Raw genomic sequence first — 26,414 nt, forward strand, 5'->3', positions numbered from 1 at the left:
TTAGGTGCTTACTATGATCATGATTATATTGATCTTGTATATGCGAAGCAAGCACGCCAAGCTTGTCGACGGGTCGCTCAGAGAGGAAAATCCGAACGTGCTGCATGCCTTGACGAAGTCGTCAGCTCCGCCCGCTCTGGTCTGGGGCGTTAAGACGAGCTTTCGGCGGTACCTCCGAACCGCCGGCGGAACGATAGAAGTGGAGGCGCCTGCCACAGAAGACGGTTTCTTTTTCGTCTTTCCGGTGGTGTCCGACGCGGACTCTACAGATGGCGACAGTGAGCGTGCCGTGCAATTCACCGGGTCGGTTCACTTCTCCGCCCACTTCGGCGCGCTCGACTTCTCGCTGAGCGACCCGGCCATCGTCGTGCGTCACAGCGCCATATGGCTGACTGTCGCTAGTGCGTCGTCGCCCGCCGGCCGTGCAGAGCGACTCATGATCGCCCTTCTCACGAGCGGCCCCGATCACACCGCCGCAGAGCGCACGGAGGCAGGGCAGATCGAGTTCTGGCCGGTGTTGACGGCAGAGGGCTCTCATCTCTTCGGTGACGTCTATCCCACCGAGACGATGTTCGACCCGCTGTATGTCCCGCGCTCGGTCATCGACTCTGCTTCGCAATGAGCCGGGCGAGTTCTGGCCTGTCGCCCCGCATTCTTTCTGCGACCATTCCGGTGGCTTTCGTCGTCATCGTCGCCGGGCCCAATCTGCCCAATCCACTTCTACCGCTCTACGGCCGAACCTTGGGTCTCGACCCTGCCGACCTCTCGATCGTCTACAGCTCGTTTCTCATCACGCTCACGGCGACACTCGCAGTGATGGCCCGGCCGCGTCTGCAATCCCGCCCGGGAGCGGCCCTGGTGGCGGCCCTGCTCATGGCGGTCGTCGCCGACGTTGTTCTCTCGCTGGCCACGCACCCGGCCCTCATCGTCGGCCGGGCGCTCAACGGAATCAGCCTCGGCCTCGGCACCGGCGCGGCCGCCAGCCTCGCGCTAGCGCTGCGCGGTGAGCGAGCTCGAACCATAGCGGCCACGGGCACGATCGTCGGCGCAGTCGTCGGCAGCATCTTCGCCGTCACTCTCGCCCAATTCGGGCCCGCACCGCTGCTCGCGGGATATGCCATTCATGCGGCCGTCACCTGCGCGGCGCTCATCGCCGTGATCGTCGGCCTCATACGCTGGCCCCGATCATCGTGGGCGCTCGACCGGCAGGTCGCAGTCAACACAGCCATTCCTCACGATCTGCCTGCTCGCTGGACCGGATACCTGATGGGCTCGCTCGCCTGGATCTCGGGCGGCATTATCGTGGCGCTCGTACCGCTCGCCATCAGCCAAGACCTCAACACAACGTCGTTGCTGATCGCCGGCTTGGGAACCATCGCTTTACTCGTCTTCGCGAACATCGGGCAATTCTCTGTGGGCGGACGGTCGATCAGGCACATGTCGGCCCTAGCGATGATCTGCATGGGAGCCGGAGTCGTGGTCATTGCAGCCTCGGTCGCAGGCGGCCTGGTTCCGTTCGTCGTGGTCGGGTGCGCCTTCGTCGGGTTCGGCCAGGGTGCCGGCTACCGCCTCGGACTTCGAATCGCCTCAGCGGGCCTCACCCCGCGGCTGCAGGGCGGCAGGGCGTCGGTGTACGCCGGTATCTCGTACGCGGCCTGCGCGCTGTTCGTGATCGCCAGCGGCGAACTCGCGACGCGCGTGGGACTGACGAATGGGCTGTGGATCGTCGCAGCAGTTCTGACTCCACTGTTTGTGGTGGCCGCATCGACAGCCAGCCGCCGGGCGCGAAAAAGGGTGCCGCAACACAGCTGATGCGGCACCCGAGATCGGTTCGGCGGGCTCGATCAGACCGACGCGGCGGTCGACTTCAGCAGAATGGCCGCAACCGGGCACACATCCGCAGCCGTCTCGACCTCGTTCTCATCCCCCGGTTCGACGTCTGAGCGCAGAAGTACGACGGTACCGTCGATGGAATCCTGATCGAAGTAGTCCGGCGACACCTCGGCACAGTTTCCCGCACCCATGCACCGTTCGCGCATGACCTCGATTTTGACTGACATTGTTCACACCTTTCTAAGAGAAGAGAGCGGTGAGCGGATTCACCACTCGACGGGCAGGGCGACGACCCCGTAGATGAGCGAGTCTTTGAAGCGCAGCTCGCTCTCGGGTACGGCAAGACGGATGTTCGGCAGCCGTTGGAACAGCTTGCCGAACACGGCTTGCAGCTCGACCCGGGCAAGCGCCTGACCGAGGCACTGGTGCACGCCGTAACCGAACGCGAGGTGCCCTCTCGCATCACGCCGAATGTCGAAGACGTGCGGCGAGGGAAAGACCTCGGGGTCGTAGTTCGCCGCCATGAGCGGCGCGATCACGCCGTCACCCTCGCTGATGCTCTTGCCGGCGATTTCGATTGGGCCGGCCGCGATGCGATACGCCACGTGATGGGCGACGGTGAGATAACGCAAGAGCTCCTCGACCGCATTCGGCAAGAGGCTCGGGTCGGCGAGCAGCAGTTCGAGCTGGTCGGGGTGCTGGATGAACGTGAGGGTGCCGAGCGCAATCATGTTCGCTGTCGTGTCGAACCCGCCCACCAGAATCAGGCCCAGCATGTGCTGGAGCTCCCCGCGAGTCAATTGGCCGGTGTTCAATCGCTCGCGGATCAGCCGGCTGACGAGATCGTCGGCCGTGCTCTCGAGCCTTGAGGTGATGAGCCGGTCGAAGTAGTCGATTGCTTCGGCTCCGGCAGCCGCAGACACCGCCGGTTCGACCTCGAGACTCATCCAGGTGTTCACGCGGTCGAGAAAGAACTCGCTGTCTTCCGGCGGCAAATCGAGAAGCCGCGTGATGATGTTCGCCGGAACCGGCTGGGCGAGAATCTTCACGAGATCGACAGGGCCCTCTGCCGCCTCCATCTCGTCGAGAAAGTGGTCAATGAGCTCATCGAGATACGGCCGCAATTCGCGCACATGACGCACCATGAAATCGGCCGTGAGCATCAAACGATGCTCGTCGTGCTGCGGCGGGTCCATGCGGGCAAAGACCCGCTGACCGCCACGGAACGATGCCGCCGTGGCGTTCGCCTGCGGAAAGCCCTCACGCATCGTGTCCGAACTCAAATTGGGGTTGTGCAGCAGCGCCCTGATGTCTTCATAGCGCGTCGCAAGCCACGCGCGGTTGCCATTCCACAGCTCTACCTGCGTGACGGGGTCGCTGGTACGCAGCTCGTCGAATTCGGGCGCAGGCGCAAGGGGCGACGTGCGCGTGAACGGGTAGCGCTTGATCGCAGGCGCTTCGGTCTGACCAGTCGGTGTCATTGGTTCTCTCCTTCGAGTTCTTCAGTTCACGTGGTGCTCGGGGTGTGGCGAGCGGCTCAGTAACCTTTTCCGGTGGTCCAGCCGCCGTCTGCATGGATCACGGTTCCGGTGATGAACTTCGCTGCGGGCGAGCATAAAAACACGACGGGCGCTGCCACGTCTTCTGGCTGGCCCCAGTGGCCCATCGGCGTGCCGTCGAGGATGACCGGGGTCACCGGCGAATCCCGAAGGTACTCCGAGTTCAGTGCGGTCTCCACGATGCCGGGCGCCACTGCGTTGCATCGCACACCGTCTGCGCCCAGTTCTCTCGCGATGGATTTCGTCAGCATCACCAGCGCCGCCTTCGACGAGTTGTAAGCCGCCCGATTGCCGAAGGCCAGGTCCGCTGCGACCGAGGTGACGTTGACGAGGCTGCCACCACCACCCTGCGCGACCATGATCTTCGCGGCCTCGCGGCAGATCAAGAACGGAGCCGTGACGTTCAGAGCGAACGTTCGCTCCCAGTCCGCCAGAGGGTAGTCCAGAAACGCATACACGCCGCGGCGCCCGGCATTGTTCACGGCGATGTCGAGCTGGCCGAAGTCGTCGGCAACCCGGCTCGGCAGCGATTGGGCGATCTCAGGCAATGACAGGTCGGCCAGATAGCCGCGCACGTCGTCGCTTTGGCCGCCGAGCGATTCCACGGCGTCGTTGAGCGCCTCTTCTTGAACGTCGACGAGGGCGACTTGCGCTCCCGCAGCTCGCAGCCCGGCAGCAATCGCGAGGCCGATTCCCTGGGCTGCACCGGTGACAAGCGCTACCTGCCCGTCGAGCAAAAGGTCCGCGCTCATGCCGTGCGCTCCAGCACCTGCTGGCGTTTTGCTTCGGCGGCCTCTCGAAGCGCCTGGGCGTGGGCACGCACCTCGTCCAGCGAGCCTCCGCTGTTGACGAGAGCACGATACCGAAAGATGGAGGCGCCCGCTTTCATGCCCGCAACGGCAACGAGTCGGCCTTCGTGCAGGTACGCGACGAGCAGGAGGTCAGGGTCGTCGTCGAGCACGACTGCCTCATCGTGGCCGAACGTCGACCCGATGCTCTGGATACGCGACCCGTACTGGTCGGACCAGAAGTACGGTGCGCTGACGAACCCGTCGGGGTCGTGGGTGCCCAGCAGTCGTTTCGCAGCATAAGCGCCCTGCTCGATGGCATTCGTCCAGTGCTCGACTCGCATCTGCCGCTGATAAAGGGAGTTGTACCAGGTGACGGCGTCACCGGCCGCGACGACCCCGTCGATGACGGCGCCCTTCTCGTCGAGCACGGCACAGGTGGCGTCGCAAATGACGCCCTGACTGATGTCGACGCCCGAGCCGGCTAGCCAGGTGGTTGCCGGAACCGATCCGATTGCCACCAGAACCACGTCGGCGGGAATGCGGCTGCCGTCGCCCAAGACGACCTCGCTGACGGCACCGCTTTCGCCTCGCTCGAGTGACGACACACTCGCGCCCAGGCGAACGTCGACGCCCTGCAATTGGTGATTCTTCAGCAACTGCAGGCTGAACTCTTCACCGAACACCCGTTCCAGTGGGAGCGCGGCCGCTTCGACGACGGTGACCGACTTTCCGAGCGAACGCGCAACGGCGGCTACCTCGAGACCGATGAAGCCGCCACCGACCACGACCAGGCTGCGGGCATCCACCAGCTCGTCGCGCATTTTGATGGAGTCGGTATAGTTTCGCAGCGAGTGCACCCCCGGGATGCCCTCACCGAACGGCGACGGGCGAGAGACTGTGCCTGTGGCGATGATCAGGCCATCGAACCCGATGTCGCGAGTCCCGGCGGCGGTGCTGATCGAGACCGAACGCTCTGCCAGGTTCAGCCCGGTCAGTTCGACCCCGACCAGTCGTTCCGCATCGAGGTCGTCGGGCCACGGCATGCTCACCTTGTCGAGGCCGAGCACGCCGGAGACGAGCCCCTTCGAAACTTCTGGGCGACGGTAGGGAGAGTGCGGGTCACGATCGATGATGGTCAGATGGCCCGTGTACCCCTGCGCGCGCAGCTCGCGAGCAGCGGTCACGCCCGCCACCGAGGCTCCGGCGATCACCACATTCTGCAAGACCATTTGAAGAACTCCGTCGTTCGTATCGGGTATGAGTCGATAATTCATTACCAGCATGCTAACTATACGCACAGATTATCGATATGCCCAGTGGGTCTGACTCTGCCACCTCTGCGTCCGCTACAGGGAGTTTCAGAGCAACAGCAAATTCGGTATCCAATCGATTAATCCTTTTCATACGCAGCAATTTGCGCGATACTTGAGGGCACGAACACCACCTACAAGGGAGTAGCTATGAGCCAAGTCGTTCAGGGTACCGTCGAACAGACGCTGACGAATCACGTAATCGACGTCGACATTCCCGAACCAGACGCTGTTTTTGTGGGCGGCGAATGGGTAAAGCTTGCCGAAGCGGCCACGATCGATGTCATCGACCCGACCACTGAGCAGGTTCTGCTCAAGGTCGCCCGCCCGGGAGTAGCCGAGGCCGATGCCGCCGTCGCTGCGGCGCGCGCCGCCTTCGACAAGGGCGAGTGGCCTCGCATGTCACCGGGTGAACGTGTTGCAGCCGTGCGCCGCTTCACCGACGCCATCACCGAGAAACTCGAAGACCTCAACCGCGCCTGGGCATTCGAATCCGGCCCGACTCTTGCGCACGCGCGCATTATCAACAACGGCGCCGCCGTCATCTCGTGGAACAGCTCGATCGACATCGCCGAGAGTCTGCCCTGGGAAGAAGATCGGGGCGACGCGATCATTCGTCGTGAGCCCACCGGAACCGTGTTGGCCATTCTCACCAACAACGGCCCGACCGTTCTGATCGGTATGAAGGTCGTTCCGGCGCTTCTCGCCGGCTGCACCGTGGTCGTCAAGCATGCCCCGGAATCGCAGCTCAGCGCTCACATTCTGGCGGAGGCTGCTCGCACGTCTGGGTTGCCGAAGGGTGTCATCAACTTCGTGCCGGCCGAGCTCGACATCACCCAATACCTGGTGAGCCACGACGGCATCGACATGGTGACCATCACGGGTAGCCAGCGCGCCGCGACCGACATCGTGCAGCGCACGGCAGGCCGGCTGGCGCGTACGGCACTCGAGCTGGGCGGCAAGTCGCCCGCCATTCTGGGCGAAGACTTCGACCTCGAGTCCGTCATCCCCAACCTGGCAGAAGGCGCTCAAGCCTTCAACGGCCAGGTCTGCGTGGCGCTGTCACGCATTCTGGTGCCGAACAGCCGCTACGACGAGACAGCAGCCGCCTTCGCTGACTACTTCAGCAAGTTCACGCTGGGCGACCCCTTCAGCCCCGACACCACTCGCGGTCCGCTGGCCACCGCGCGCTCGGTGACCCGGGTTGAGGGGTTCGTGAAGGGTGCACTCGCTCAGGGTGCCGACATCGTCATCGGCGGTAAGCAGCCCGACGGTTTCGAGCACGGCTACTTCTACGAGCCGACCGTGCTCGGCAACGTGACCCGCGACATGACGGTTGCGCAAGAAGAGGTCTTCGGCCCGGTCACCGTGCTGATGCGCTATGACGGCATCGACGAGGCGGTTGAAATCGCCAACGACACCGACTACGGCCTCGCCGGGTCGATCTTCACCCAAGACAACGACTTCGCCCTGCAGATCGCCCGTCGCATCCGCTCGGGCACCGTCGGCGTCAACGTCTCGGGCATGTCGCTCGGTCAGCCGTTCGGCGGTATGAAGAAGTCGGGCTGGGGCCGCGAATGCGGGCCTGAGGGCATTCTCGAGTTCACCGACATCAAGCAGATGCTTCTGCCGTCGGGCACGTCGTACCTCCAGGCCTGATAGACCCGGGCCAAGCGCCCGTCCAAGCCAAAAGCTCCCGGCAGATCTCATCAATCTGCCGGGAGCTTTTGTTTTGACTGAGAGAACTAAGCGACGAACCCTTGCACGGCGCCGCCGGGAAGAAGCATCTGCTTCGTGTCGGTGAACTCGAGAATGCCCTCAGGCCCGCACTCGCGGCCCCACCCTGATTGCTTCATACCGCCGAACGGCTGGCCCAGAGACATTCCGGCCAGGTTGATGCCCACACTGCCCGAACGGATGCGCCGGGCGATCGCCAGTGCCTCCTCACGGCTCTCGGTGTAGACCGAGGCCGCGAGGCCATAGTCGGAAGCGTTCGCAATGCGGATCGCATCGTCGATCGTGTCGTACGCGATCAGCACGGTGACCGGGCCGAACACCTCTTCTTGCGCCACCGTCATGTCATTCGTGACATTGGTCAGCACCGTCGGCTCGTAGTAGTACCCGCGCTCGAACCCCGGCGGCCTGCGCCCGCCGTACGCCACGGTGGCGCCCTGCGCGATTGCGCCGGCGACGTAGCGCTCCGTGCGCGTGACAGCGCGTTCGACCGCCAGTGGCCCGCGTTCCGTGGCCGGGTCGAGCGGGTCGCCGATGGTCAGGGCCGAATAGAAGTCCACAAATGCACGAGTGACCTCTTCGTAGCGCGACCGAGGCACCAGAATGCGCGAGAGGAGCACGCAGATCTGGCCACCGAACATGCTCGACCCGTCGCCGAGCGTGGCCATCACCGTGTCGAGATCGGCGTTCTCACCGATGATCGCGGGCGACTTGCCGCCCAGCTCCAGCGCGGTGCGGGCGAGTCGCGGCAGCGAGCGCTCGACAACGTCGCGCGCGATCGCCTGGCTGCCGGTCACCGTGACCATGTCGACTCCGGCGTGACCGACGAGGTACTGCGTGATCTCGGTGTCCGTGGGCAAGAAGCTCAGCACGCCGGTCGGAAAGCCTGCTAAACGCGCGGCTTCGGCGATGATGTGCGCAACGAACTGGGTCTCCGGTGCGTGCTTCACGATCACCGTGCATCCGGCAAGCAAGGCCGGAACGACCTTCATGCCGATCAGCGAGACCGGGCCGTTGTAGGTCAATACCGCCAGCACCGTGCCCAGCGGCTCGTGTCGAACGATGGCGTCACCGCGGTCTTCTTCCCACACGATCTCGTGCGAGGCAGCAAGCGCCGCATCCCACGAAACGGATGCCGCACCCTTGTTGAGCCCTCGGGCGAACCCGATCGGGGCACCGGTCTCGATAGCCCAGACGCGGGCCAGATCTTCGAAGCGCTCTTCGATATTGCGCACGAACGACGTGACGACATCGCGGCGCTCGTCGATACTCAACCACGGCCACGGGCCGTCATCGAACGCGGTACGAGCTGCATCGACCGCAGCATCCGCATCGCCGCGGCCCGGCAGCGTGACCCGCGCGACGACCGACTCTGTGGAAGGCGACATGACATCCCAGGTACGGTCGTCGACCGAGGAACGCCATTCACCGCCGATCAGTACTTGATCGACTCCCGGAATGTAGACGCCGACGGCGTCGTCGATGAACACGTCTTTCGCGATGGTGTCACTCATGCGCGTCTCTTTCTTACTGGCGATCTGTCAGCTGACGCCGGTGAGCGCCGGCGAGTCGTGGCGCTCGGCGGCTTCGTTCGGTGGCTGAACATCTTTCGACTGCTTCGACCCTTTACTACGCGAACGGCCCCGGCTGACAGCGAGCGCGACGGCCGCGATCAGCGCGATGCCATTGAACATCGGGCTGAGCCAGGTGACGCCGGAGAGCAGTTGAAGGCCCTGAACGCCGAGCGCCAAGACGAAGATGGCGAGCAGCGTTCCCCACACGTTGAATCGGCCGGGGAAGAGCTGAGTCGAGCCGAGGAACACCGCAGCGAAGGCCGGCAGCAACAGGGTCGCCCCGAAGGTGAACGAAGGGCCGGTCAGTGAGGTGTAGAGAATGCCGCCGATGCCGGCGATTCCGCCGGAGAGCACGAGAGAGACCCACGACCAGCGGTTCACTCGAACGCCGGCCAGGCGAGCGGCGTCGCGGTTGCTGCCGATGGCGTGCAGATAACGGCCGGCGGGAGTGAACTCGAGCAGCCACCAGGCGAGCAGGGCGAGCACGATCAGGTAGACGATGACGATCTGAAACCCGCCGAACTCGAATTGCGTGAGGCTCTTCCAGCCGGCCGACGTGGGCTGAGGCGGCACGACCGAATTCGTGACGATGATCACCGATGCGGTCAGAATCGACGAGACACCGAGGGTCGCGATGAACGAATCCACCTTCAGTACCACCACAATGAACCCGTTGACGAAGCCGATGAGCACTCCGAGTGCCACGCCAGAGATGAGAGCGGCCGGCAACGACCAGCCCCAGTACCCCTGCAGGGCGACGACGACCAGACCGGTGAGGTTGGCGTTCGTACCGACCGACAGGTCGTACTGCCCGGCGACCATGGGTATCAGCAGCGCGATGGCGATGATGCCGGCGATCGACTGACTCGACGCAATGACGTGAAAGGTCGCCGGCGTCAAGAATTCGGGGGTTGCGAACCCGAACACAATGACGAGAATGACGCCGAGGTACACGCCGCTGAAGCGATCCAGCCCGAGTTTTGAAATGACGCTGTTCATGCGTGGACCAGTCCTTCGCGATTGATGTCCGAGTGGAAACTTGTGTTGATGTCTTTGACCGTGACACGTGCGCCCGTGAGCTCTTCGGCTACGTGACCGTCACGAAGAACGAGAACCCGTTCGCAGAGAGAAGCGAGCTCTTCGACGTCAGACGATCCGATGATCACGGCGGTGCCATTGGTCGCTGCGAGCGCGATCTGCTTGTGCACCTCGAGCTTGGCGCCGACGTCGACACCCTGACTGGGTTCGTCGAGCAGCATGACTTTCGGATCGATACGCAGCCACTTGCCGAGCAGAATCTTCTGCTGATTACCGCCACTGAAGGTACTGAGCAGGGCCTCTTCCGCCTTCTGCGGTTGCACATTCAGGCGCTCGAACCAGCGCGCGGCTTCGGCTACCTCGGGCTTCTTACGCAAGAACCCACCGCGAAAGAACTGCTTCATGTTGAGCAGAGTCATGTTGTGCCGCGCGGTCTGACTCATGAACCCGCCCAGAGTCTTGCGGTCGGGGGGCATGTAACCGATGCCGAGCCGAATGGCCGCATCGGGCCGGCCTGGCCGCAGCGTTTCACCCTGCACCACGATGGTGCCGGCGTCGGCCGAAAGCGAGCCGAAGATGGCGGGCAGAATTTCTTCGCGTCCCGACCCGGTCAATCCGTACAGACCGACTATTTCCCCGGGTCGCACGCTGAGCGAAAAGTCCTCCAGGCGCCCGGCCTGAAGGCCGGAAACGACAATCGCTGGAGCCGCAGACAGATCGCTGTCGACCTTGTCGCGCTGGGTGTTCATCTCGGCGGCGAGCGCTTCGCCGATCAAGTGCTCGACGAGTTCGCCGTGCGAGATCTCGGTGGTATTCCATGTGCCGACCAGACGGCCATTCCGCAGCACACTGACTCGCTGGGCGAAGTTCGGAATCTCGTCGAGGTGATGGGTGACGTACAAAATGCCCACGCCGGCCGCCGCCGTCTGCCGAACTGTCGACAGCAGTGCCTGTACCTCGATCGTCGGCAACGATGCTGTCGGCTCGTCGAGAACAAGCACACTGGGTGTCTCGTCGTTGTGCGAGAGCAGCGCTCGAGCGACGGCGAGCCCAGTGCGCTCGGCGGGACGGAGGTCTTTGACGAAAGTATCGAGGTCGAGGTCGAGTCCGACCGTTGCGAGAGCGCGCTTCGCTCGGCGGCGACCCTCGCGCTTGTCAACCACGCCCATCCGCACCGGAAAGGAACTGCTCATGAACATGTTGTCGAGCACCGACATGTCCAAGATGAGCGCGAGGTCTTGGTGCACGAACCGGCACCCCAGAGCGAAAGAGTCTTGGGGTGAGCCGAACGCAAGGTCTTTGCCGCCGACGGCGACGAATGACCCTGCGTCCGGCTCGTGGTACCCCGCCAGTGCTTTGATGAAGGTCGACTTGCCTGAGCCGTTCTGACCGAGCAGGGCGTGAATCTCGCCCGGCTTGATGGTCAGATCGAAGTCTTGCAGCACAGCTTTGCCTGCGAACGACTTCGTCATCGAACGAACGTCGAGAGCGTACTCTTCGGTGCTCATTTGGTCTCCCTTGACACGTACCGAGTGGGGTGGATGTTCGGTGTTACTTGATCTGCCAGAGCTTCGAGAACTGAGCAAGCGCGTCGGTCGGCAGGTTCCAGGGCACCGTGACGGTGCTGGCGTTGGCCGACGTGACGAGCTGAACAGGCTGCACAGCGTTGTTGGTGGTCAGATCGACACCCTGCTGCTTACGGAACGCGAGATCCATCGACGCGTAGCCGGTGTACTCGAAGCCGATCGTGGTCCAGGCAGAGGTACCGCCGGCCGCGAGGTCGGAGATGTCTTTCGGCTCCGGCGCGATACCGGCTACCTTGACGTTCGTCAGACCTGCGGCAGCGAGCTTGCTGTCGATTCCCACCGCGAACTGGCCGTTGTCGAAGAAGAGGTAGCCGGTGTTCGGACTACGACGAAGTGCTGCGACAGCGGTGTCTTGGTTGGTGCCGGCCTGAATGTCAGCGAGGCTGATGTCGGTGACATTCACGGTGCAGCCCGGGCAGAGCGCCTGAACCTCAGGGATGAAGCCGTCGGGCAAGCCTTTCAGGCTCGGAAAGCTCGAGACGCTTGCGATGATCGCATTGCCGGTGCCCTTGGAATCGACGATGAACCAGTCGGCCAAGATCTTGCCCATGGCCTTGTTCAACGCGTAGCCATTCGGAATCTCGGTTGAATCGGCCACGATCGGAGCGTCGGCGACGACCGGCTCCGCACTGTTGACGATGATTCCGACGCCGGCTGCCTTGTATGCAGCCAAGACCGAGTCGCCGAACTGCGACTGCGGCGTGCCTGCTTCGGTGACGAACGTCGGGTTCTTCGCCAGAGCGTTCATCAATGCCGCCTGCAACGATGCGGGACTCGAGGCGTCGAAGGAGATCGACTGGAATTCCCAGCCGGCCGCTTCGGCTGCCGCCTGCACGCCAGCTCCGATTCGCAACGAGCCCGGCAGGCCGTTGTCTACGTCGATGACCAGGCCGTGTTCTGGCGCTTTCGGCAGCGGAACAGTCTGAGTGATCGCGGTGGGAGCCTTGAGCGCGGCATCCACTGAGGTTTGGGCGGCGGCTAGGTCGGCCGGGGCTGCCGACCCACTGCTGCTACTGCTGCCGCTGCCTGAGCTACAGCCCACCAGCCCGGTTGCGACAGAAGCGACGGTGAGAGCCGCCAGCATCGTGAGCGTCATGCGCGCTCGGGTAGATCGTGCCATGTGTTTCTCCTTTGAAACGGTAGAAGTGCAGCTGAGAAAGCGAATGTGACTTGCTAGCACTGAATATAACCATAATCATGAATAGGATGCAATGACCAACTCGTTCAAAGGAGACCGCATGTCTGACCACCATCGATCCGTGTTCGTCACGGGAGCCGCAAGCGGCATCGGCCGAGCCACTGCATTACGGTTCGCGGGCTTAGGCGACCATGTGTCAGTAGTCGACCGAAATCTCCAGGCGGCCGAGGCCACTGTGCAGACCATTACCGATGGCGGAGGCCAGGCGATCGCGATCGAAACCGACATCTCGGATTCGAAATCGTGCGATGCCGCTATAGCCGCAGCCGTTGCGCACTGGGGGCGCCTCAATGTCGTCGTGAATTGCGCGGGCATCGTCGCACTGACCGAAGTCGAGTCGACATCGAACGAACAGTGGGATGCTCTGCTCGCGGTTCTCTTGAGCGGCACTTTCTACCTCAACCGCGCCGCGGTTCCGGCCCTTGAGTCCGACCACGCCGGCCGCATCATCAACATCACCTCCGTCGCCGGCATCAAGGCGATCACTCGGCGCGGTGCATACGCCGCGACCAAGGCCGGTGTGGTGCAATTGACAAAGACCCTGGCACTCGAAGTCGGCGAGCGCGGCATAACGGTGAACGCCATCGCGCCCGGTCCGATTCAGACCGCCCTGGTTGAGGAGGCGCACGCATCGTCAACTCACGACGCATGGCTGAAATTGCTCGCCGTGAAGCGGTTCGGCCGCCCCGAGGAGATCGCGGCGGCGGTCACATTTCTCGCCTCGGCCGAAGCCGGCTTCATCACCGGGCAGGTCTTGGCGGTCGACGGCGGATTCACCGCCGGTGCGTTCATGGAGGACTGACGGGCATCCGCTCGGCGTCAATCGGCAACGCCGGCGCGACAATCGGGCCGCGCCGGCGTTGTCGGTTCTGCGACGATTCGTTAGATGTTGGTGTTACCGGCGTCGACCTTGAGCTGGGTACCGGTGACATAGCGAGCCTCGTCGGAGGCCAGGAAGAGCACAGCGTTGCTGATCTCGACAGGCTCGAGCAGGTCGATAGGCATCGGGTTGGTGAAGATGGGTCCCATCTTGGGGTCTTCGGCGATGAACTGGTTGAGTATCTCGAATCCGTTCGTGGCCAGCGGAGTGTTGACACCGGTCGGGTGAACGGTGTTCGCCCGAATGTTGTGTCGCGCGAGCTCGTTGGCGAACATGCGGATGATGCCGACCACGCCGTGCTTCGCAGCGACGTACGGGCCGAGCCACGGGGTGCCCTTGATGCCCGAGGTCGAGCTGGTGGCGATGATCGACCCGCCGCCGTTGGCGATGAGGTGCGGAATGCCGGCGACGATGGTGTTCCACACGCCGGTGAGGTTCACGTCGAGGGTGTCTTGCCAGACCTGGGCCGACGTGTCGTCCCACTTCTGCCACGAGCAGATCGCTGCGTTCGCGACGATGATGTCGAGCTTTCCGAACTCGGCGACGCCGTCATTCACGGCCTTCGCGAGCCCGGCGGCGTCACGAACATCCACCTTGCTTGCGAGGATGCGGCGGTCGAGTGCTTCAACGAGACGAACGGTCTCTTGCAGGTCTTCTTCGCTGGCCATGTCGTAACGAACGGTGTCGAAGTTCGTGCATGCATCGATTGCGATGATGTCGGCGCCTTCTTGTGCCAGGCGGATCGCGTGAGCGCGGCCCTGGCCTCGCCCTGCGCCGGTGATGAAGGCGACTTTGCCTTTCAGACGGTCTCCCATGGAGTACTCCTTTGTAGTCGGTTGTGCGTTCCCTCAGTGTATTGCTGCGAATGAATTGGAGCAATCGAATCATTCGTAATGTATGGTTTTGACATGATTGAGCCACTCATCGGGTTCGGCGATGCCGCCGCGGCTGACCGCGCCTGTGCCGCGCTCGGCATCACACCGACCCGTATCGAGATCTTGCGTGTCGTGCTCGCGTCAGGCGACGTGAGTGCAAGCGAGCTCGCTCTGAATCTCGGCCTGAGTCGCAACGGAGTGCTTCATCACCTGCGAGCCCTTACCGAGGGCGGCCTGCTTCGCGCCCGGCATTGCACGCACCCTCGCGGCAGCGGCCCGATCACCTACTGGCGCGCTGACGAACAAGAGGTGCGAAGCGTTTTGCACGATGTCGACCGCCATCTTTTTACCGATAGCTCCAGCCCCTCCGTCCGCCCCTGAGAATATGCGTGCACTACCTTGTATTTACTAGGACATGCAGATAGTTTGAGATTATGAAGATTGTTGTGCTGCTGAAAGAGGTCCCCGATACCTACGGTGACCGCAAACTCCATCTTGACAGCGGACTGGCCGACCGAGCCGCGAGCGACGCGACCGCCGACGAGGTCGACGAGCGTGCTCTCGAGGTCGCCTTGACCTACGCTGACGCGAATACGGGAACCGAAGTCGTGCTCGTCTCCATGGGCCCTGAGTCGGCCGTCACCACGCTGCGCAAGGGCCTCGCGATGGGCGGAACCTCCGTCGTGCAGGTCGTCGATGAGCGTCTCGTCGGCGCCGACACCGGGTTGACCGCCGAAGTACTCGCCGCGGCGATCGCGCATGCGGGGTTCGATCTCGTGATCGCGGGCAACGTGTCGACCGACGGATACGGCGGTGTCGTGCCCGCAATGATCGCGGAGCTGCTCGGCGTGCCGCAGGCCACGAACCTCGAACAGGTTCAGATCTTCGCCGATCACGTCGAAGGAACCCGCGCGACCGAGGCCGGAACATTCACCGTCACCGCCCCGCTGCCGGCCGTGATCAGCGTGACCGAGAAGCTGCCGGAGGCCCGCTTTCCGAATTTCAAGGGCATCATGGCGGCGAAGAAGAAGCCTCACGAAAAACTCACTCTCGCCGATCTCGGTATCGATCCCGACGACGCGACGAAAGCCCGCTCGATCGTGATCGCTGTCGCTGAACGCCCGGCGCGCGCCGCAGGAGTGACCATCGTCGACGAGGGAACCGCGGGCGAGCAGCTCGCCGACTACCTCATCTTGAACAGACTCGCGTAGGAGAATCCCATGCCACAGAACTCCATTTTGGTGCTCGCCGAAATCACTCCCGACGGCGCCGTTCACAAGAACACGGCCAGCCTGATCGGCGCCGCCGCACTGATCGGCGAGCCCGTCGCGCTTGTCGTCACCGGCATCGGCCAGGCGGCCGACGCCGCACAGGTTGTTGCAGAGCTCGGCGCTACGCGCGTGCTGACCGTCGAAACCGACGAGTTCAGCACCACGCTGACCGTGCCCGCGCTCGACGCCCTCACCGCCGCATTCGCCGCTGTGGCCCCCGACGCGGTGCTGATCTCGAACAACGTCGACGGCAAAGATCTCGCCGCCCGGTTCGCCATTCGTGCCCGGCTCGGTCTGGCAGTGGATGCCGTGGCCCTCAGCCGAGACGAAGAAGGGGTCGTGGCATCCCACTCTGTATACGGCGGCGCCTACAACGTCGACTCCGCGGCTAGCATGGGCGCGCTCGTCGTGACCGTGCGCCAAGGATCGATCGACGCCCGCGCCGACGCCCGAGAAGCCGTTATCGAGGCCCTCGACGTGCCCACTTCGGCCGCGCCCGCAGCGACGATCACCGGTTTTCAGCCCCTCGTCTCCAACTCCGCCCGACCCGACCTGCGCGGTGCGGCGAAAGTCGTCTCCGGCGGCCGCGGTCTGCAATCCGGCGAGAAGTTCGTGCTCGTCGAACAACTCGCCGACACCCTCGGTGCTGCCGTCGGCGCTTCCCGAGCTGCCGTCGACGCCGGCTACGTGCCGCAGAACTATCAGGTCGGTCAGACCGGTGTCTCCGTCTCCCCCCAGTTGTACATCGCACTCGGCATCTCGGGCGCCATTCAGCACCGCGCCGGAATGCAGACCGCGAAGACCATCGTCGCCATCAACAAAGACGCCGACGCGCCTATCTTCGCCATCGCCGACTTCGGCATCGTCGGTGACGTATTCTCGGTCGTACCCCAATTGATCCACACTCTGGAGACCAGAAAGGCCTAGGAGTGACCACGCCCCCACCACCTCGCCGACGACAAGGCCTGCCGCGACCGGGTCAGCCGGCGACCCCCGCACCCGCCGAGATCACGGAACCGACTACAGAGAATTTGGCGGCAACCACCGCCGCGGCACAGGAGCCGACAGCCACAGCAGCCGTAGCGCCAGCCACCCCCGCGCGGCGGCAGGGTCTGCCTCGCTCCGGTCAGCCTGCGCCCGCCGCGTCAGCGCCCACCTCGTCGGCGCCCGTCGCCACCCCGGCCGCCGCGGCCCCGCCCGCAGCCGAACAGACCACCGCGGCAGCGCCGTCACGGCGGCAAGGTCTACCGCGAGTGCTCGTCGTGTCATCCGAGGCCACTCCCGTATCGGCAGACGCGCCGGCCAGCGCCGTCGAAGCGGCACCGGTGGCCGCTCGGCCCACGGGTCGCGTCGGGCTGTCTGCAGCTGCGTCGGCAACCACGGCAACGCCCGCCTCGGCCGCGGCCTCCACGGCCGCCGGTCCAGCGAGCTCCTCCTCGGCCCCGGCGCTCTCCGAAGAACAACTCACGCGCCGCAAACGGCGACGCCGCTACATCGCCGGCGCAATCGTGCTCGTCGTAGCTGCCGCGGTCGTCGTGCTGATCGCGCGCGCGCTCGTCTCAATGACAGCGGTGCAGGACTTTCTCGTGACGTATCCCGGCGAGACCCCGCTGCCGTCCGCCGCCCCCGTCGGAATACCCGTCTGGCTCGAGTGGCAGCACTTTCTCAACGCGTTCTTCATCGTGCTGATCATCCGGTCGGGCTGGCTCGTTCGAACCACGAAACGACCGCCGGCCTCCTGGATCCGCAACAACGACGGCCTCATCAAAACCAAAGGCCGCCCCAAACGCATCAGCCTCGATCTGTGGTTCCACCTCACCATGGACTCGTTCTGGTTTCTCAACGGCATCGTCTTCATCGTGCTGCTCTTCGCCACCGGGCAGTGGATGCGCATCGTGCCCACCAGCTGGGCCATCGTTCCCAACACGATCTCCGCCGCCCTGCAGTACGCGTCTCTGAACTGGCCCACCGAAGACGGCTGGGTCAACTACAACAGCCTGCAAGTGCTGACGTACTTCGCCACCGTCTTCCTCGCCGCCCCGCTCGCCGCGATCACCGGCATCCGCATGTCGGGGGCCTGGCCCTCGAAGGCGAAGATCAACCGGTTCTACCCGATCGAGCTCGCCCGCGCCATCCACTTTCCCGTCATGCTCTACTTCGTGGTGTTCATCATCATTCACGTCACCCTCGTGCTCGCCACCGGCGCCCTGCGCAACCTCAACCACATGTACGGCGGCCAAGACGCGGTCAACTGGTGGGGTTTCGGCATCTTCGTCGCGTCGCTGCTCGTGATGGCCGGCGCGGTGCTCGCCGCCCGGCCGATCATTCTCGCCCCCATCGCGGGACTCATGGGCAAAGTCGGCCGCTGAGCCCTGGCCACTGAACCCGGGCACTGACTCTGGCCGCCGAGTCCGGTCGGTGGTCGCAGCGTCGCCCGGTATGCTTCCAAGACTGACCCGTACGCGTCGAAAGGACCGAACTGTGCCCGCGTCGTCGCCCCTTCCGATCGATCCCATTGCGGAGGCGAAGCGGCAGTGGCTCGATCACGGCTGGGCAGACGCGGCCAGTGGAATGGCTGCGGTCACGTCGATCATGCGTGCGCAGCAGATCATGCTCGCCCGCGTGGAGGGCGCTCTGAAGCCGTTCGGTCTGTCGTTCGCGCGCTTCGAGCTGCTGCGCTTGCTGGCGTTCTCGCGCGGGGGCGCGTTGCCGATGTCGAGCGCGACTGCGCGGCTTCAGGTGCATCCGACAAGCGTCACGAACACCGTCGACAGGCTAGAGCGGGCGGGGCTCGTGAAGCGCTCGCCGCATCCCACCGACGGCCGCGCGACCCTGCTCGAACTCACCGACGCCGGCACCGAGGTCGTGGGCAAAGCCACCGATGCGCTGAACGAGACGGTCTTCTCCAAGCCCGGTTTCGCCGATGACGACCTCGCCGATCTGGTGAGCATTCTGGCGCAGTTCCGTCGCCGCTCGGGCGACTTCGGCGATCCGCCGACGATTCCCGATCCGCTCTAGCCCCGCGTCAGAGGCGCGCGAGACCCGCGTGAGCCGGGCTCAGCTGTTGCTGAAGTCGGGCTTTCGCTTCTCGAGAAAGGCGAGCATCCCCTCGGTCTGATCGTTCAGGGCGAACGTCGCGTAGAAGGTGCGCCGTTCGAATCGCAGGCCCTCGGCGAGGGTGGATTCGGCCGCGACCTTGACGGCCTCTTTCGCCGCCCGGATGACCGGAAGCGAGTGATTCGCGATCGTCGTCGCCGTGGCGATCGCATCCTCGAGCAGGTCAGCCGCCGCAACCACACGAGCCACGAGACCCGCAGCCTCGGCCTCTGCTGCGCCCATGGTGCGCCCGGTGAGAATCAACTCCATGGCCTTGGCCTTGCCGATGGCGCGGGTGAGTCGCTGCGTGCCACCGATGCCGGGGATCACGCCGAGATTCACTTCGGGCTGGCCGAACGTGGCCGTGTCGGCCGCGATGATGAAGTCGCACATCATGGCCACTTCGCAGCCGCCGCCGAGCGCGTACCCCGCTACGGCAGCAATCGTCGGGGTTCGGATGCTCGCGAACGCATCCCACCCGGCGAAGAGGTTCTGCTCTGACACCTCGACGAAGCCGAGGCTCGACATCTCTTTGATGTCGGCGCCGGCGGCGAACGCTCGCTCTGAACCGGTGAGAACGATGGCGCCGACACCGGAATCGTCGTCGAACGCGGTCGCGGCCTCGACGACTTCGAGCATGAGCGCCGTATTCAAGGCGTTCAGCGCCTTCGGCCGGTTCAGCGTGATGATTCCCACTCGCCCGCGCTGTTCGACGATGATGTTCTCGTAGTCACTCATGCTGCGCCCTGAGCCTCACTGCGCTCACGAATGTCGTTGATGATGCCCGAGAAGTCGGCGTTCGCGCCGGCACCCTCGGCGAATCGCTGATAGATCTCGTTCGCGAGCTTGCCGATGAGGGCATCTACTCCGGTCGATTCGAAGGCCTGGGCGGCGAGACCGAGGTCTTTCGCCATCAGGGCTCCGGCGAACCCCGGCTGGTAGTCGCGGTTCGCGGGACTGGTGGGAACCGGCCCCGGAACCGGGCAGTTCGTGGTGAGAGCCCAGCACTGCCCCGAGGCGTTCGAGGCGACGTCGTAGAGCGCTTGATGTTCGAGCCCCAGCTTTTCGCCGAGCACAAACGCCTCGCTGACGCCGATCATCGAGATACCCAGAATGAGGTTGTTGCAGACCTTCGCCGCTTGACCGAGCCCCGAACCGCCGCAGTGCACGATGCGCTTACCCATCACCTGCAGAATCGGCTCAGCCGCGGCGAAGTCTTCGGATGATCCGCCCACCATGAAGGCGAGCGTGCCTGCTTCGGCGCCGACGGTGCCACCCGAGACCGGGGCATCCATCGCCCGGTGACCCGCCGCCACAGCGAGGTCGTGCGCCGTTCGTGCGTCGTCGACGGCGATGGTCGACGAATCGATGAACAGCGTACCCGGCCGGGCGTAGGCGAGCAGCCCCAAGTCGTCGCCCGAGGGGGAGTACGCGCCGATGACATGCCGGCCGGCCGGCAGCATCGTGATCACGACGTCTGCGGTCGCAACCGCCTCTGCTGCGCTGCCGGCAATGAGGATGTCGTGCCCGGCGACGGCGTCGAGAGCCGCCTGCGACAGGTCGAAACCCGTCACGGCGTGCCCGGCCTTCGCCAGATTGATCGCCATCGGGCCGCCCATGTGGCCGAGACCGATGAATGCGATTGAGGTGGTCATGTGCTTTCCATTCCTTCGCGGTGGTTCAGGTGCCGCAGAGGGTCGAACGGATGACCGGATGAACGGATGTTCATCGATCGACCACGACGAGCTCGTCGTCGCCCAGCGATTCGAAGTACGCCTCGACCAGCGACGCGTCGACAGCATCGATCTCGGCCGGACGCCACTTCGGCGAGCGGTCTTTGTCGATGACTTGAGCACGCACGCCTTCGGCGAAGTCAGGCGCACGAACGGCTCGAAGCGAGACCCGGAACTCCTGCTCGATACTCGAGGTGAGATCGAGGTCTTTGGCGCGACGCAGGGATTCGAGGGTGACCGCGAGGGCCGTCGGCGATTTGGCAGCCACGGTGTTCGCGGCATCACGCGCCGCATCGACCGCAGAGCCGTGCAACCGCTCGACGATCTGCTGCACACTGCTGCCGGCGAACGCACGATCGATCCATTCCTGTTGCGCAAGCAGTGTCGACGCGGGCGGCTCGGTTGCCAGCAACAGCACGACTTCGCCCGCATCCGCGCGTTCGAGTGCAGACAGCAGTTGCTCGATCGACGAGGAGGGCAGCCACCAATCGGCAAGGCCCAGGGCGATCGCATCGGCTCCGCTGGCGGACCCTGCGGTCAGGGCGAGAAAGGTTCCGAGCTCGCCGGGCGCGTGCGAGAGCAGCCAGGTTCCGCCAACGTCGGGCACGAAGCCGATTCCGGTTTCGGGCATGCCGACTTTCGTGCGCTCCGTGACGATGCGGTGCGAGCCGTGCGCCGAGATGCCGATTCCTCCGCCCAGCACGATGCCGTCCATGACCGCGACGTAGGGCTTCGGGTAGTTCGCGATCATGATGTTCAAGGCATATTCGTCGCGCCAGAACTGAACGGTGCCCGAGAGGTCGCCGCTCTGGGCTTCTCGGTAGATCGAAACGATGTCGCCGCCCGCACACAGCCCTCGTTCACCCGAACCGACGATCGCGACCGTCGAAATCGTGTCGTCGTCTCTCCAGGCCGATAGCGCCTGGTGAATCGAGATGACCATCGCGTGATTGAGTGCGTTGATCGCTCGCGGTCGGTTCAGAGTGATGAGGCCCAGCCTGCCGCGCTGTTCGAAGATCACGTCGGGTTCGGGCACGGTTTCGTTCGTCATTTGGCGGTCTCCAGAAGAGCCCGGCCCACGATGACCCGCATGATCTCGTTCGACCCTTCGAGAATCTGGTGCACTCGCAGATCGCGAACCACCTTCTCGATTCCGTACTCTGCGAGATAGCCGTAGCCGCCGTGCAGTTGAAGGGCCGAGTTCGCCGCCGTGAAGGCCGCATCCGTTGCAAAGCGTTTGGCCATCGCGCAGATGGTTGCGACATCGGGGTCGTCGTTATCCATCGCCAGCGCGGCTTGGCGCAGCATTCCGCGCGCAGCCTGAAGTTCGGTCTCCATATCCGCGAGGGTGAAGACGAGCGACTGCTGTGCGGCGAGTGGCTTGCCGAACGCTTCTCGTTCGTTCAGATGCGTGATCGTCTGCTCGAGAGCCCATTGGGCGCCACCCAGCGAACACGCACCCATATTGACCCGCCCCCCGTTCAGGCCCTTCATGGCGATGCGAAAGCCGCCACCTTCTTCGCCGAGACGGTTCGTCACCGGAACCCGCAGCTCGTCGAAGATGACCTGGCGGGTGGGCTGCGCATTCCAGCCCATCTTCTTCTCGTTGGCACCGAACGAGAGCCCGGGGGTGTCGGCCGGAACGACGATGGCGCTGATTCCGTGCGGCCCCTGCTCGCCGGTTCGCGCCATGACGATGTAGACGCTCGATGCCCCGGCGCCGGAGATGAACTGCTTCGTGCCGTTCAGTACGTACTCGTCGCCGTCGCGGCGCGCGGTGGTCTGCAGTGCCGCGGCATCCGATCCCGCACCGGGTTCGGTGAGACAGTAGCTGCCGAGCTGGCGCATCGAGGCGAGTTCGGGCACCCAGCGATGACGTTGTTCGTCGTTGCCGAAGGTGTCGATCATCCAGACCACCATGTTGTGAATGGAGATGTAGGCCGCGATCGTGGTGTCGCCCCGAGCCAGCTCTTCGAAGATGAGCACCGCATCGCTTCGGGTCAGACCGGCGCCGCCGACGTCTTCGCGCGTGTAGATGCCGCCCAGGCCGAGTTCGCCGGCCTGCTTGAGAACGTCGACGGGAAAGAACTTGGTCTGATCCCACTCGATGGCGTGCGGAGCAAGCTCCGACTCCGAGAAGTCGCGAACAGCCTCGACGAGAGCCTTCTGGTCTTCGGTCAGGTCGTACATGCCCTCAGTCCATCGTCGGGATCGAGAAGCTGGCTCCCTCTTTCAGACCCGAGGGCCAGCGTGATGTCACCGTCTTGGTCTTGGTGTAGAAGCGGAAGGCATCGGGGCCGTGCTGATTCAGGTCGCCGAAGCCCGACTTCTTCCAGCCGCCGAAGGTGTGGTACGCGATCGGCACGGGAATCGGCACGTTCACGCCGACCATTCCGACGTTCACTCGGGCGGTGAAGTCACGAGCGGTGTCGCCGTCTCGGGTGAAGATCGAAACGCCGTTGCCGTACATGTGCTCGGAGGGCAGTCGCAAGGCCTCTTCGTAGTCTTTTGCGCGGGCGATGATCAGCACGGGGCCGAAGATCTCTTCGAGGTAGATGGTCATGTCGGGGGTCACGTTGTCGAAGAGTGTCGGGCCGAGGTAGAAGCCGTTTTCGTAGCCTTCGACGACGTGACCGCGACCGTCGGCGAGCAGTGTCGCTCCCTCGTCGATACCGACCTGGATGTATCCACTCACCTTGTCGACGGCGGCCTGAGTCACGAGGGGGCCGTAGTCGCTGGTCTCATCGAGCGCCGGGCCGATCTTCAACTCTTTGACCCGCTCGGTGAGCTTCGCGGCCAGGGCGTTCGCCGTCGCCTCCCCCACCGGAACGGCCACCGAGATAGCCATGCAGCGCTCGCCGGCCGATCCGTAGCCCGCCCCGATGAGAGCGTCGGCGACCTGGTCGAGGTCTGCGTCGGGCATCACGATCATGTGGTTCTTCGCGCCGCCGAAGCACTGCGCGCGCTTACCGTTCTGCGCGGCTGTTTCGTAGATGTACTGCGCGATGGGTGTCGAGCCGACGAAGCCGATGGCCTTCACACGGTCATCGTGCAGCAGAGCATCCACGCTGACCTTGTCGCCGTTCACGACGTTGAAGACGCCGGGCGGCATGCCCGCCTCGATGAAGAGTTCGGCCAGAGCGAGAGGAACCGAAGGGTCGCGCTCGCTCGGCTTCAAAATGAACGAATTGCCCGCGGCGAGCGCCGGCCCGCACTTCCACAGCGGAATCATGGCGGGAAAGTTGAACGGAGTGATTCCGGCGACGACACCGAGGGGCTGGCGCATCGAGTAGACGTCGATTCCGGTGCCTGCGCCGGTGGTGTATTCGCCCTTCAGCAGGTGCGGGCCACCGACGGCGAACTCGACGACCTCGACCCCGCGCTGAATGTCGCCCTTCGCATCGGCGACGGTCTTGCCGTGCTCGGAGCTGAGCAGCCGGGCGAGCTTGTCGAGATCGCGCTCGACCAGGGTGAGAAACTTGGCGAGCACCCGGGCGCGACGCTGCGGATTCCACGCGCCCCAGATGAGTTGCGCCTCTTCGGCGTTCGCGATGGCCGCTTCGACCTCTTCGGTGGTCGCCAACGGCACGCGGGCCTGCACCTCGCCCGTGCTCGGGTCGAACACGTCGCTGAAGCGGCCGGATGTTCCGGCGACTGCCACGCCGCCAACGAAATGCGTCAATTCGCGAACCATGAAGCCTTTTCCTCACCCGCCACCGCCGTGGTGCACGTTTGGTCTCAATATAGTAGGAATGGAGACTATTTACTAGGTCTTAGTTGTATCTGCTAGCAGTACCATGGGATAGCGTGGACCGCGCACAAGGAGGTGCCATATGGCAACCAGCGTCATCGTCTCAGGAGCACGGACTCCGATCGGCAAACTCTTGGGTGCGCTCTCGACCCTCACCGCACCAGAGCTGGGCGGCATTGCCATTCGCGCGGCGATCGAACGCTCCGGCGTGCCGATCGACGCCTTCGACGCCGCCTTTCTCGGCAACGTCGTTCAGGCAGGAGTCGGTCCTAACCCCGCCCGGCTGGCCGCCGTCGCGGGCGGTCTGCCGCTCGACGTGCCAGCGACGACGATCAACAAGCTCTGCCTGTCAGGGCTCACCGCCGTCGCGACCGCTGACGCGTTCATCCGTGCCGGCCAGTACCGCACCGTGCTGGCGGGCGGCTTCGAATCGATGTCGAACGCGCCCTATCTCGAGCGGGGCGTGCGCGCCGGCCTGAAGTACGGCCGGGCCGACCTCGAAGACGCCCTGGATCGCGACGCGCTGATCTGCGGAATCGACGGAGACATCATGGGCCTGGCGACCGAGAAGTATCAGCGGCCCTTTCACTTCACCCGCACACAGCTCGACGAATTCGCGGCGCTCTCGCATACCCGTGCGAGCGCAGCGCGGGTCGACGGTCGATTCGAAGACGAGCTCGTCCCTGTTGAGATCACGACCCGGGCCGGCGTCACCGACGTCGTCGACGATGAAGGCGTACGACCTGCGACCACGGTCGAGAGCCTGTCGAAACTGCGGCCTGCTTTTCTGCCCGACGGCACGATCACCGCGGGGTCGTCATCGCAGCTCTCCGACGGAGGCGCTGCCCTGGTCGTCATGCAGAAAGCCGAGGCCGAACGACAGGGCCTCGAGTGGCTCGCCGAGATCGTCAGTTACGGCTCGGTGGGCGGACCGGATCCGTCACTCGTCGTGCAGCCCGCCGGTGCGATCGAGAATGCCCTGGCACACGCCGCGGAGCTCGGCGCAGGATCGCTGAGCGCGGCGGACCTCGACCTGATCGAAATCAACGAGGCCTTTGCGGGCGTGGCGCTCGGGTCGATGAAGCAGCTGAAGGTCGACCCCGACATCGTGAACGTCAACGGCGGTGCCATCGCGCTCGGCCACCCGGTGGGCATGAGTGGCGCGCGCCTGGTTCTGACCCTGGCACTCGAACTCAAGCGGCGCGGGGGCGGTCTCGGCGCGGCCGCACTCTGCGGCGGCGGCGGTCAGGGTGATGCCCTGATCATCCGGGTTCCCTGACCGGGCCCCTCCCACATCGCGCTCACTCTCTCCCCCCACCTCCCTCTCCCCCGTCAGCCCATTCGCTCGCTCTAGGAGTCGCCATGACCTACCCCGCTTTTGAAACGCTCACCCTCAGTCGATCGGAGTCGGGCATCGTCACCGTTGCACTCAATCGGCCCGATCGGATGAACGCAATGACGTCGACCATGTTCGACGAGTTCGATCTGCTCGCCAGGGCCGTGACCGCCGACCGCAGCGCTCGAGTGCTCATCCTGACCGGAGCCGGCAGAGCGTTCTGCGCGGGTTACGACACAGACGAGGCGAAGCAGCTCTCGGTCATGTCGGGCATGGATTTTCTCGAACTGCAAGAGCGTGCCGCCCGAGCGCTGTCGGGCATCCGATCAGTGCGGGTGCCGGTGATCGCCGCCGTGAACGGGGTCGCCGCAGGGGGCGGACTCGCTCTGGCCCTCGCCGCCGACATTCGCCTCGCGTCGCCGGCGGCGCGCTTCAATGCCGCCTTCGTTCGCATCGGGCTCTCTGCGGGAGATCTCGGCACCTCGTGGTTGCTGCCCCGTCTGGTGGGGCCGGCGGTCGCCGCCGAGATCGCCTTCACGGGCAGACTGGTCGGGGCTTCGGAAGCCGCCAGAATCGGCCTGGTGAATTCTGTCAGTGCCGACGGTGAACTGCTGGCCGACGCCGAAGCGATGGCAGAACTCATCTGCACGAATTCGCCGAGCGGCGTGGCCATGTCGAAGCGAGCTCTGCAGGCGAACGGCGAAATCAGTTCGTACGCGGCGGCGATGGAATTGGAGAACCGCGGCCAAGCGCTTCTCACCCGCACAGAAGACATGCCAGAAGCGCTGGCCGCTTTTCTCGACAAGCGCGCGCCGAACTTCACGGGCCAGTGAAGCCGGCCGGTGAATC

The 26,414-nt window shown here is 64.4% G+C and carries 25 protein-coding genes; 11 read left to right on the forward strand and 14 right to left on the reverse strand.

Going from position 1 to position 26,414, the window contains the following annotated elements:
- Positions 1 to 13 precede the first annotated feature (13 nt).
- Entirely contained in the window at positions 14 to 622 is a 609-nt protein-coding gene (locus LQ955_RS13940; protein ID WP_231028155.1) for an HtaA domain-containing protein, read from the forward strand.
- Entirely contained in the window at positions 619 to 1,812 is a 1,194-nt protein-coding gene (locus LQ955_RS13945) for a hypothetical protein (RefSeq protein ID WP_231025106.1), read from the forward strand. The genes LQ955_RS13940 and LQ955_RS13945 overlap by 4 nt, the downstream gene beginning before the upstream one ends.
- A gap of 32 nt (positions 1,813 to 1,844) precedes the next feature.
- Here the strand turns inward: LQ955_RS13945 and LQ955_RS13950 are convergent, their stop codons facing one another.
- Genes LQ955_RS13950 through LQ955_RS13965 form a run of 4 tightly spaced genes read right to left on the reverse strand, consistent with a single transcriptional unit; the run spans position 1,845 to position 5,457 of the window.
- The gene (locus LQ955_RS13950; RefSeq protein ID WP_231025107.1) at positions 1,845 to 2,060 is read right to left on the reverse strand and encodes a ferredoxin; all 216 of its coding nucleotides are present in this window, start codon (positions 2,058 to 2,060) and stop codon (positions 1,845 to 1,847) included.
- 39 nt (positions 2,061 to 2,099) lie between these two features.
- Positions 2,100 to 3,314 (reverse strand): cytochrome P450, encoded by a 1,215-nt coding sequence (locus LQ955_RS13955; RefSeq protein WP_231025108.1) that lies wholly within the window; start codon positions 3,312 to 3,314, stop codon positions 2,100 to 2,102.
- 56 nt (positions 3,315 to 3,370) lie between these two features.
- Positions 3,371 to 4,144, reverse strand: a complete 774-nt coding sequence (locus tag LQ955_RS13960; protein ID WP_231025109.1) for an SDR family NAD(P)-dependent oxidoreductase — start codon at positions 4,142 to 4,144, stop codon at positions 3,371 to 3,373.
- The gene (locus LQ955_RS13965) at positions 4,141 to 5,457 is read right to left on the reverse strand and encodes an NAD(P)/FAD-dependent oxidoreductase (RefSeq protein ID WP_231025110.1); all 1,317 of its coding nucleotides are present in this window, start codon (positions 5,455 to 5,457) and stop codon (positions 4,141 to 4,143) included. The genes LQ955_RS13960 and LQ955_RS13965 overlap by 4 nt, the downstream gene beginning before the upstream one ends.
- Positions 5,458 to 5,643: 186 nt before the next feature.
- Here LQ955_RS13965 and LQ955_RS13970 point away from each other — a divergent pair, with 186 nt between their 5' ends.
- The gene (locus LQ955_RS13970; RefSeq protein WP_231025111.1) at positions 5,644 to 7,152 is read left to right on the forward strand and encodes an aldehyde dehydrogenase family protein; all 1,509 of its coding nucleotides are present in this window, start codon (positions 5,644 to 5,646) and stop codon (positions 7,150 to 7,152) included.
- Between the two features lie 86 nt (positions 7,153 to 7,238).
- Here the strand turns inward: LQ955_RS13970 and LQ955_RS13975 are convergent, their stop codons facing one another.
- Genes LQ955_RS13975 through LQ955_RS13990 form a run of 4 tightly spaced genes read right to left on the reverse strand, consistent with a single transcriptional unit; the run spans position 7,239 to position 12,545 of the window.
- Positions 7,239 to 8,741, reverse strand: a complete 1,503-nt coding sequence (locus tag LQ955_RS13975; RefSeq protein WP_231025112.1) for an aldehyde dehydrogenase family protein — start codon at positions 8,739 to 8,741, stop codon at positions 7,239 to 7,241.
- A 27-nt stretch (positions 8,742 to 8,768) separates the two neighbouring features.
- Positions 8,769 to 9,800 (reverse strand): ABC transporter permease, encoded by a 1,032-nt coding sequence (locus LQ955_RS13980; protein ID WP_231025113.1) that lies wholly within the window; start codon positions 9,798 to 9,800, stop codon positions 8,769 to 8,771.
- Complete coding sequence (locus tag LQ955_RS13985; RefSeq protein ID WP_231025114.1) at positions 9,797 to 11,347, reverse strand: sugar ABC transporter ATP-binding protein; 1,551 nt, start codon at positions 11,345 to 11,347, stop codon at positions 9,797 to 9,799. The genes LQ955_RS13980 and LQ955_RS13985 overlap by 4 nt, the downstream gene beginning before the upstream one ends.
- Positions 11,348 to 11,390: 43 nt before the next feature.
- Entirely contained in the window at positions 11,391 to 12,545 is a 1,155-nt protein-coding gene (locus LQ955_RS13990; protein ID WP_231025115.1) for a type 1 periplasmic-binding domain-containing protein, read from the reverse strand.
- A 118-nt stretch (positions 12,546 to 12,663) separates the two neighbouring features.
- On the opposite strand from LQ955_RS13990, the gene LQ955_RS13995 reads away from it, so the two are divergent.
- The gene (locus tag LQ955_RS13995) at positions 12,664 to 13,425 is read left to right on the forward strand and encodes an SDR family NAD(P)-dependent oxidoreductase (RefSeq protein WP_231025116.1); all 762 of its coding nucleotides are present in this window, start codon (positions 12,664 to 12,666) and stop codon (positions 13,423 to 13,425) included.
- 80 nt (positions 13,426 to 13,505) lie between these two features.
- Here the strand turns inward: LQ955_RS13995 and LQ955_RS14000 are convergent, their stop codons facing one another.
- Positions 13,506 to 14,318, reverse strand: a complete 813-nt coding sequence (locus tag LQ955_RS14000) for a mycofactocin-coupled SDR family oxidoreductase (RefSeq protein ID WP_231025117.1) — start codon at positions 14,316 to 14,318, stop codon at positions 13,506 to 13,508.
- Positions 14,319 to 14,411: 93 nt separating this feature from the next.
- Here LQ955_RS14000 and LQ955_RS14005 point away from each other — a divergent pair, with 93 nt between their 5' ends.
- From LQ955_RS14005 to LQ955_RS14025, 5 genes are all read left to right on the forward strand, one after another.
- On the forward strand, positions 14,412 to 14,759 hold the full coding sequence (locus LQ955_RS14005; RefSeq protein WP_231025118.1) for an ArsR/SmtB family transcription factor: 348 nt from the start codon (positions 14,412 to 14,414) through the stop codon (positions 14,757 to 14,759).
- A gap of 53 nt (positions 14,760 to 14,812) precedes the next feature.
- A complete protein-coding gene (locus LQ955_RS14010; protein WP_231025119.1) occupies positions 14,813 to 15,589 on the forward strand; it encodes an electron transfer flavoprotein subunit beta/FixA family protein in 777 nt (258 codons plus the stop codon).
- 9 nt (positions 15,590 to 15,598) lie between these two features.
- Positions 15,599 to 16,576: an electron transfer flavoprotein subunit alpha/FixB family protein gene (locus LQ955_RS14015; RefSeq protein ID WP_231025120.1), complete on the forward strand. Its 978-nt coding sequence runs from the start codon at positions 15,599 to 15,601 to the stop codon at positions 16,574 to 16,576.
- 566 nt (positions 16,577 to 17,142) lie between these two features.
- Positions 17,143 to 18,018, forward strand: a complete 876-nt coding sequence (locus LQ955_RS14020) for a cytochrome b/b6 domain-containing protein (RefSeq protein ID WP_231028156.1) — start codon at positions 17,143 to 17,145, stop codon at positions 18,016 to 18,018.
- Positions 18,019 to 18,088: 70 nt separating this feature from the next.
- Positions 18,089 to 18,667 carry a MarR family winged helix-turn-helix transcriptional regulator gene (locus tag LQ955_RS14025; RefSeq protein WP_231025121.1) on the forward strand — a complete coding sequence of 193 codons (579 nt, stop codon included), beginning with the start codon at positions 18,089 to 18,091 and terminating at the stop codon, positions 18,665 to 18,667.
- Positions 18,668 to 18,706: 39 nt separating this feature from the next.
- On the opposite strand, the gene LQ955_RS14030 is transcribed toward LQ955_RS14025, so the two are convergent.
- The 5 genes from LQ955_RS14030 to LQ955_RS14050 all read right to left on the reverse strand — a co-directional run bounded on the left by LQ955_RS14030 (position 18,707) and on the right by LQ955_RS14050 (position 24,172).
- The gene (locus tag LQ955_RS14030) at positions 18,707 to 19,483 is read right to left on the reverse strand and encodes an enoyl-CoA hydratase (RefSeq protein ID WP_231025122.1); all 777 of its coding nucleotides are present in this window, start codon (positions 19,481 to 19,483) and stop codon (positions 18,707 to 18,709) included.
- The gene (mmsB, locus tag LQ955_RS14035; RefSeq protein ID WP_231025123.1) at positions 19,480 to 20,400 is read right to left on the reverse strand and encodes a 3-hydroxyisobutyrate dehydrogenase; all 921 of its coding nucleotides are present in this window, start codon (positions 20,398 to 20,400) and stop codon (positions 19,480 to 19,482) included. Before mmsB ends, LQ955_RS14030 begins: the two co-directional genes overlap by 4 nt.
- Positions 20,401 to 20,470: 70 nt before the next feature.
- The gene (locus tag LQ955_RS14040; RefSeq protein WP_231025124.1) at positions 20,471 to 21,529 is read right to left on the reverse strand and encodes an enoyl-CoA hydratase/isomerase family protein; all 1,059 of its coding nucleotides are present in this window, start codon (positions 21,527 to 21,529) and stop codon (positions 20,471 to 20,473) included.
- Positions 21,526 to 22,668 carry an acyl-CoA dehydrogenase family protein gene (locus LQ955_RS14045; RefSeq protein ID WP_231025125.1) on the reverse strand — a complete coding sequence of 381 codons (1,143 nt, stop codon included), beginning with the start codon at positions 22,666 to 22,668 and terminating at the stop codon, positions 21,526 to 21,528. Before LQ955_RS14045 ends, LQ955_RS14040 begins: the two co-directional genes overlap by 4 nt.
- 4 nt (positions 22,669 to 22,672) lie before the next feature.
- Positions 22,673 to 24,172, reverse strand: a complete 1,500-nt coding sequence (locus LQ955_RS14050) for a CoA-acylating methylmalonate-semialdehyde dehydrogenase (protein WP_231025126.1) — start codon at positions 24,170 to 24,172, stop codon at positions 22,673 to 22,675.
- A 139-nt stretch (positions 24,173 to 24,311) separates the two neighbouring features.
- On the opposite strand from LQ955_RS14050, the gene LQ955_RS14055 reads away from it, so the two are divergent.
- Both LQ955_RS14055 and LQ955_RS14060 read left to right on the forward strand, forming a co-directional pair.
- Positions 24,312 to 25,508, forward strand: coding sequence for an acetyl-CoA C-acyltransferase (locus LQ955_RS14055; RefSeq protein ID WP_231025127.1), 1,197 nt, complete (start codon positions 24,312 to 24,314; stop codon positions 25,506 to 25,508).
- 83 nt (positions 25,509 to 25,591) lie between these two features.
- Positions 25,592 to 26,398 (forward strand): enoyl-CoA hydratase/isomerase family protein, encoded by an 807-nt coding sequence (locus tag LQ955_RS14060; RefSeq protein WP_231025128.1) that lies wholly within the window; start codon positions 25,592 to 25,594, stop codon positions 26,396 to 26,398.
- The last annotated feature ends 16 nt before the right edge of the window (positions 26,399 to 26,414 follow it).

The organism is Subtercola endophyticus, from assembly GCF_021044565.1.
Lineage (GTDB): Bacteria > Actinomycetota > Actinomycetes > Actinomycetales > Microbacteriaceae > Subtercola > Subtercola endophyticus.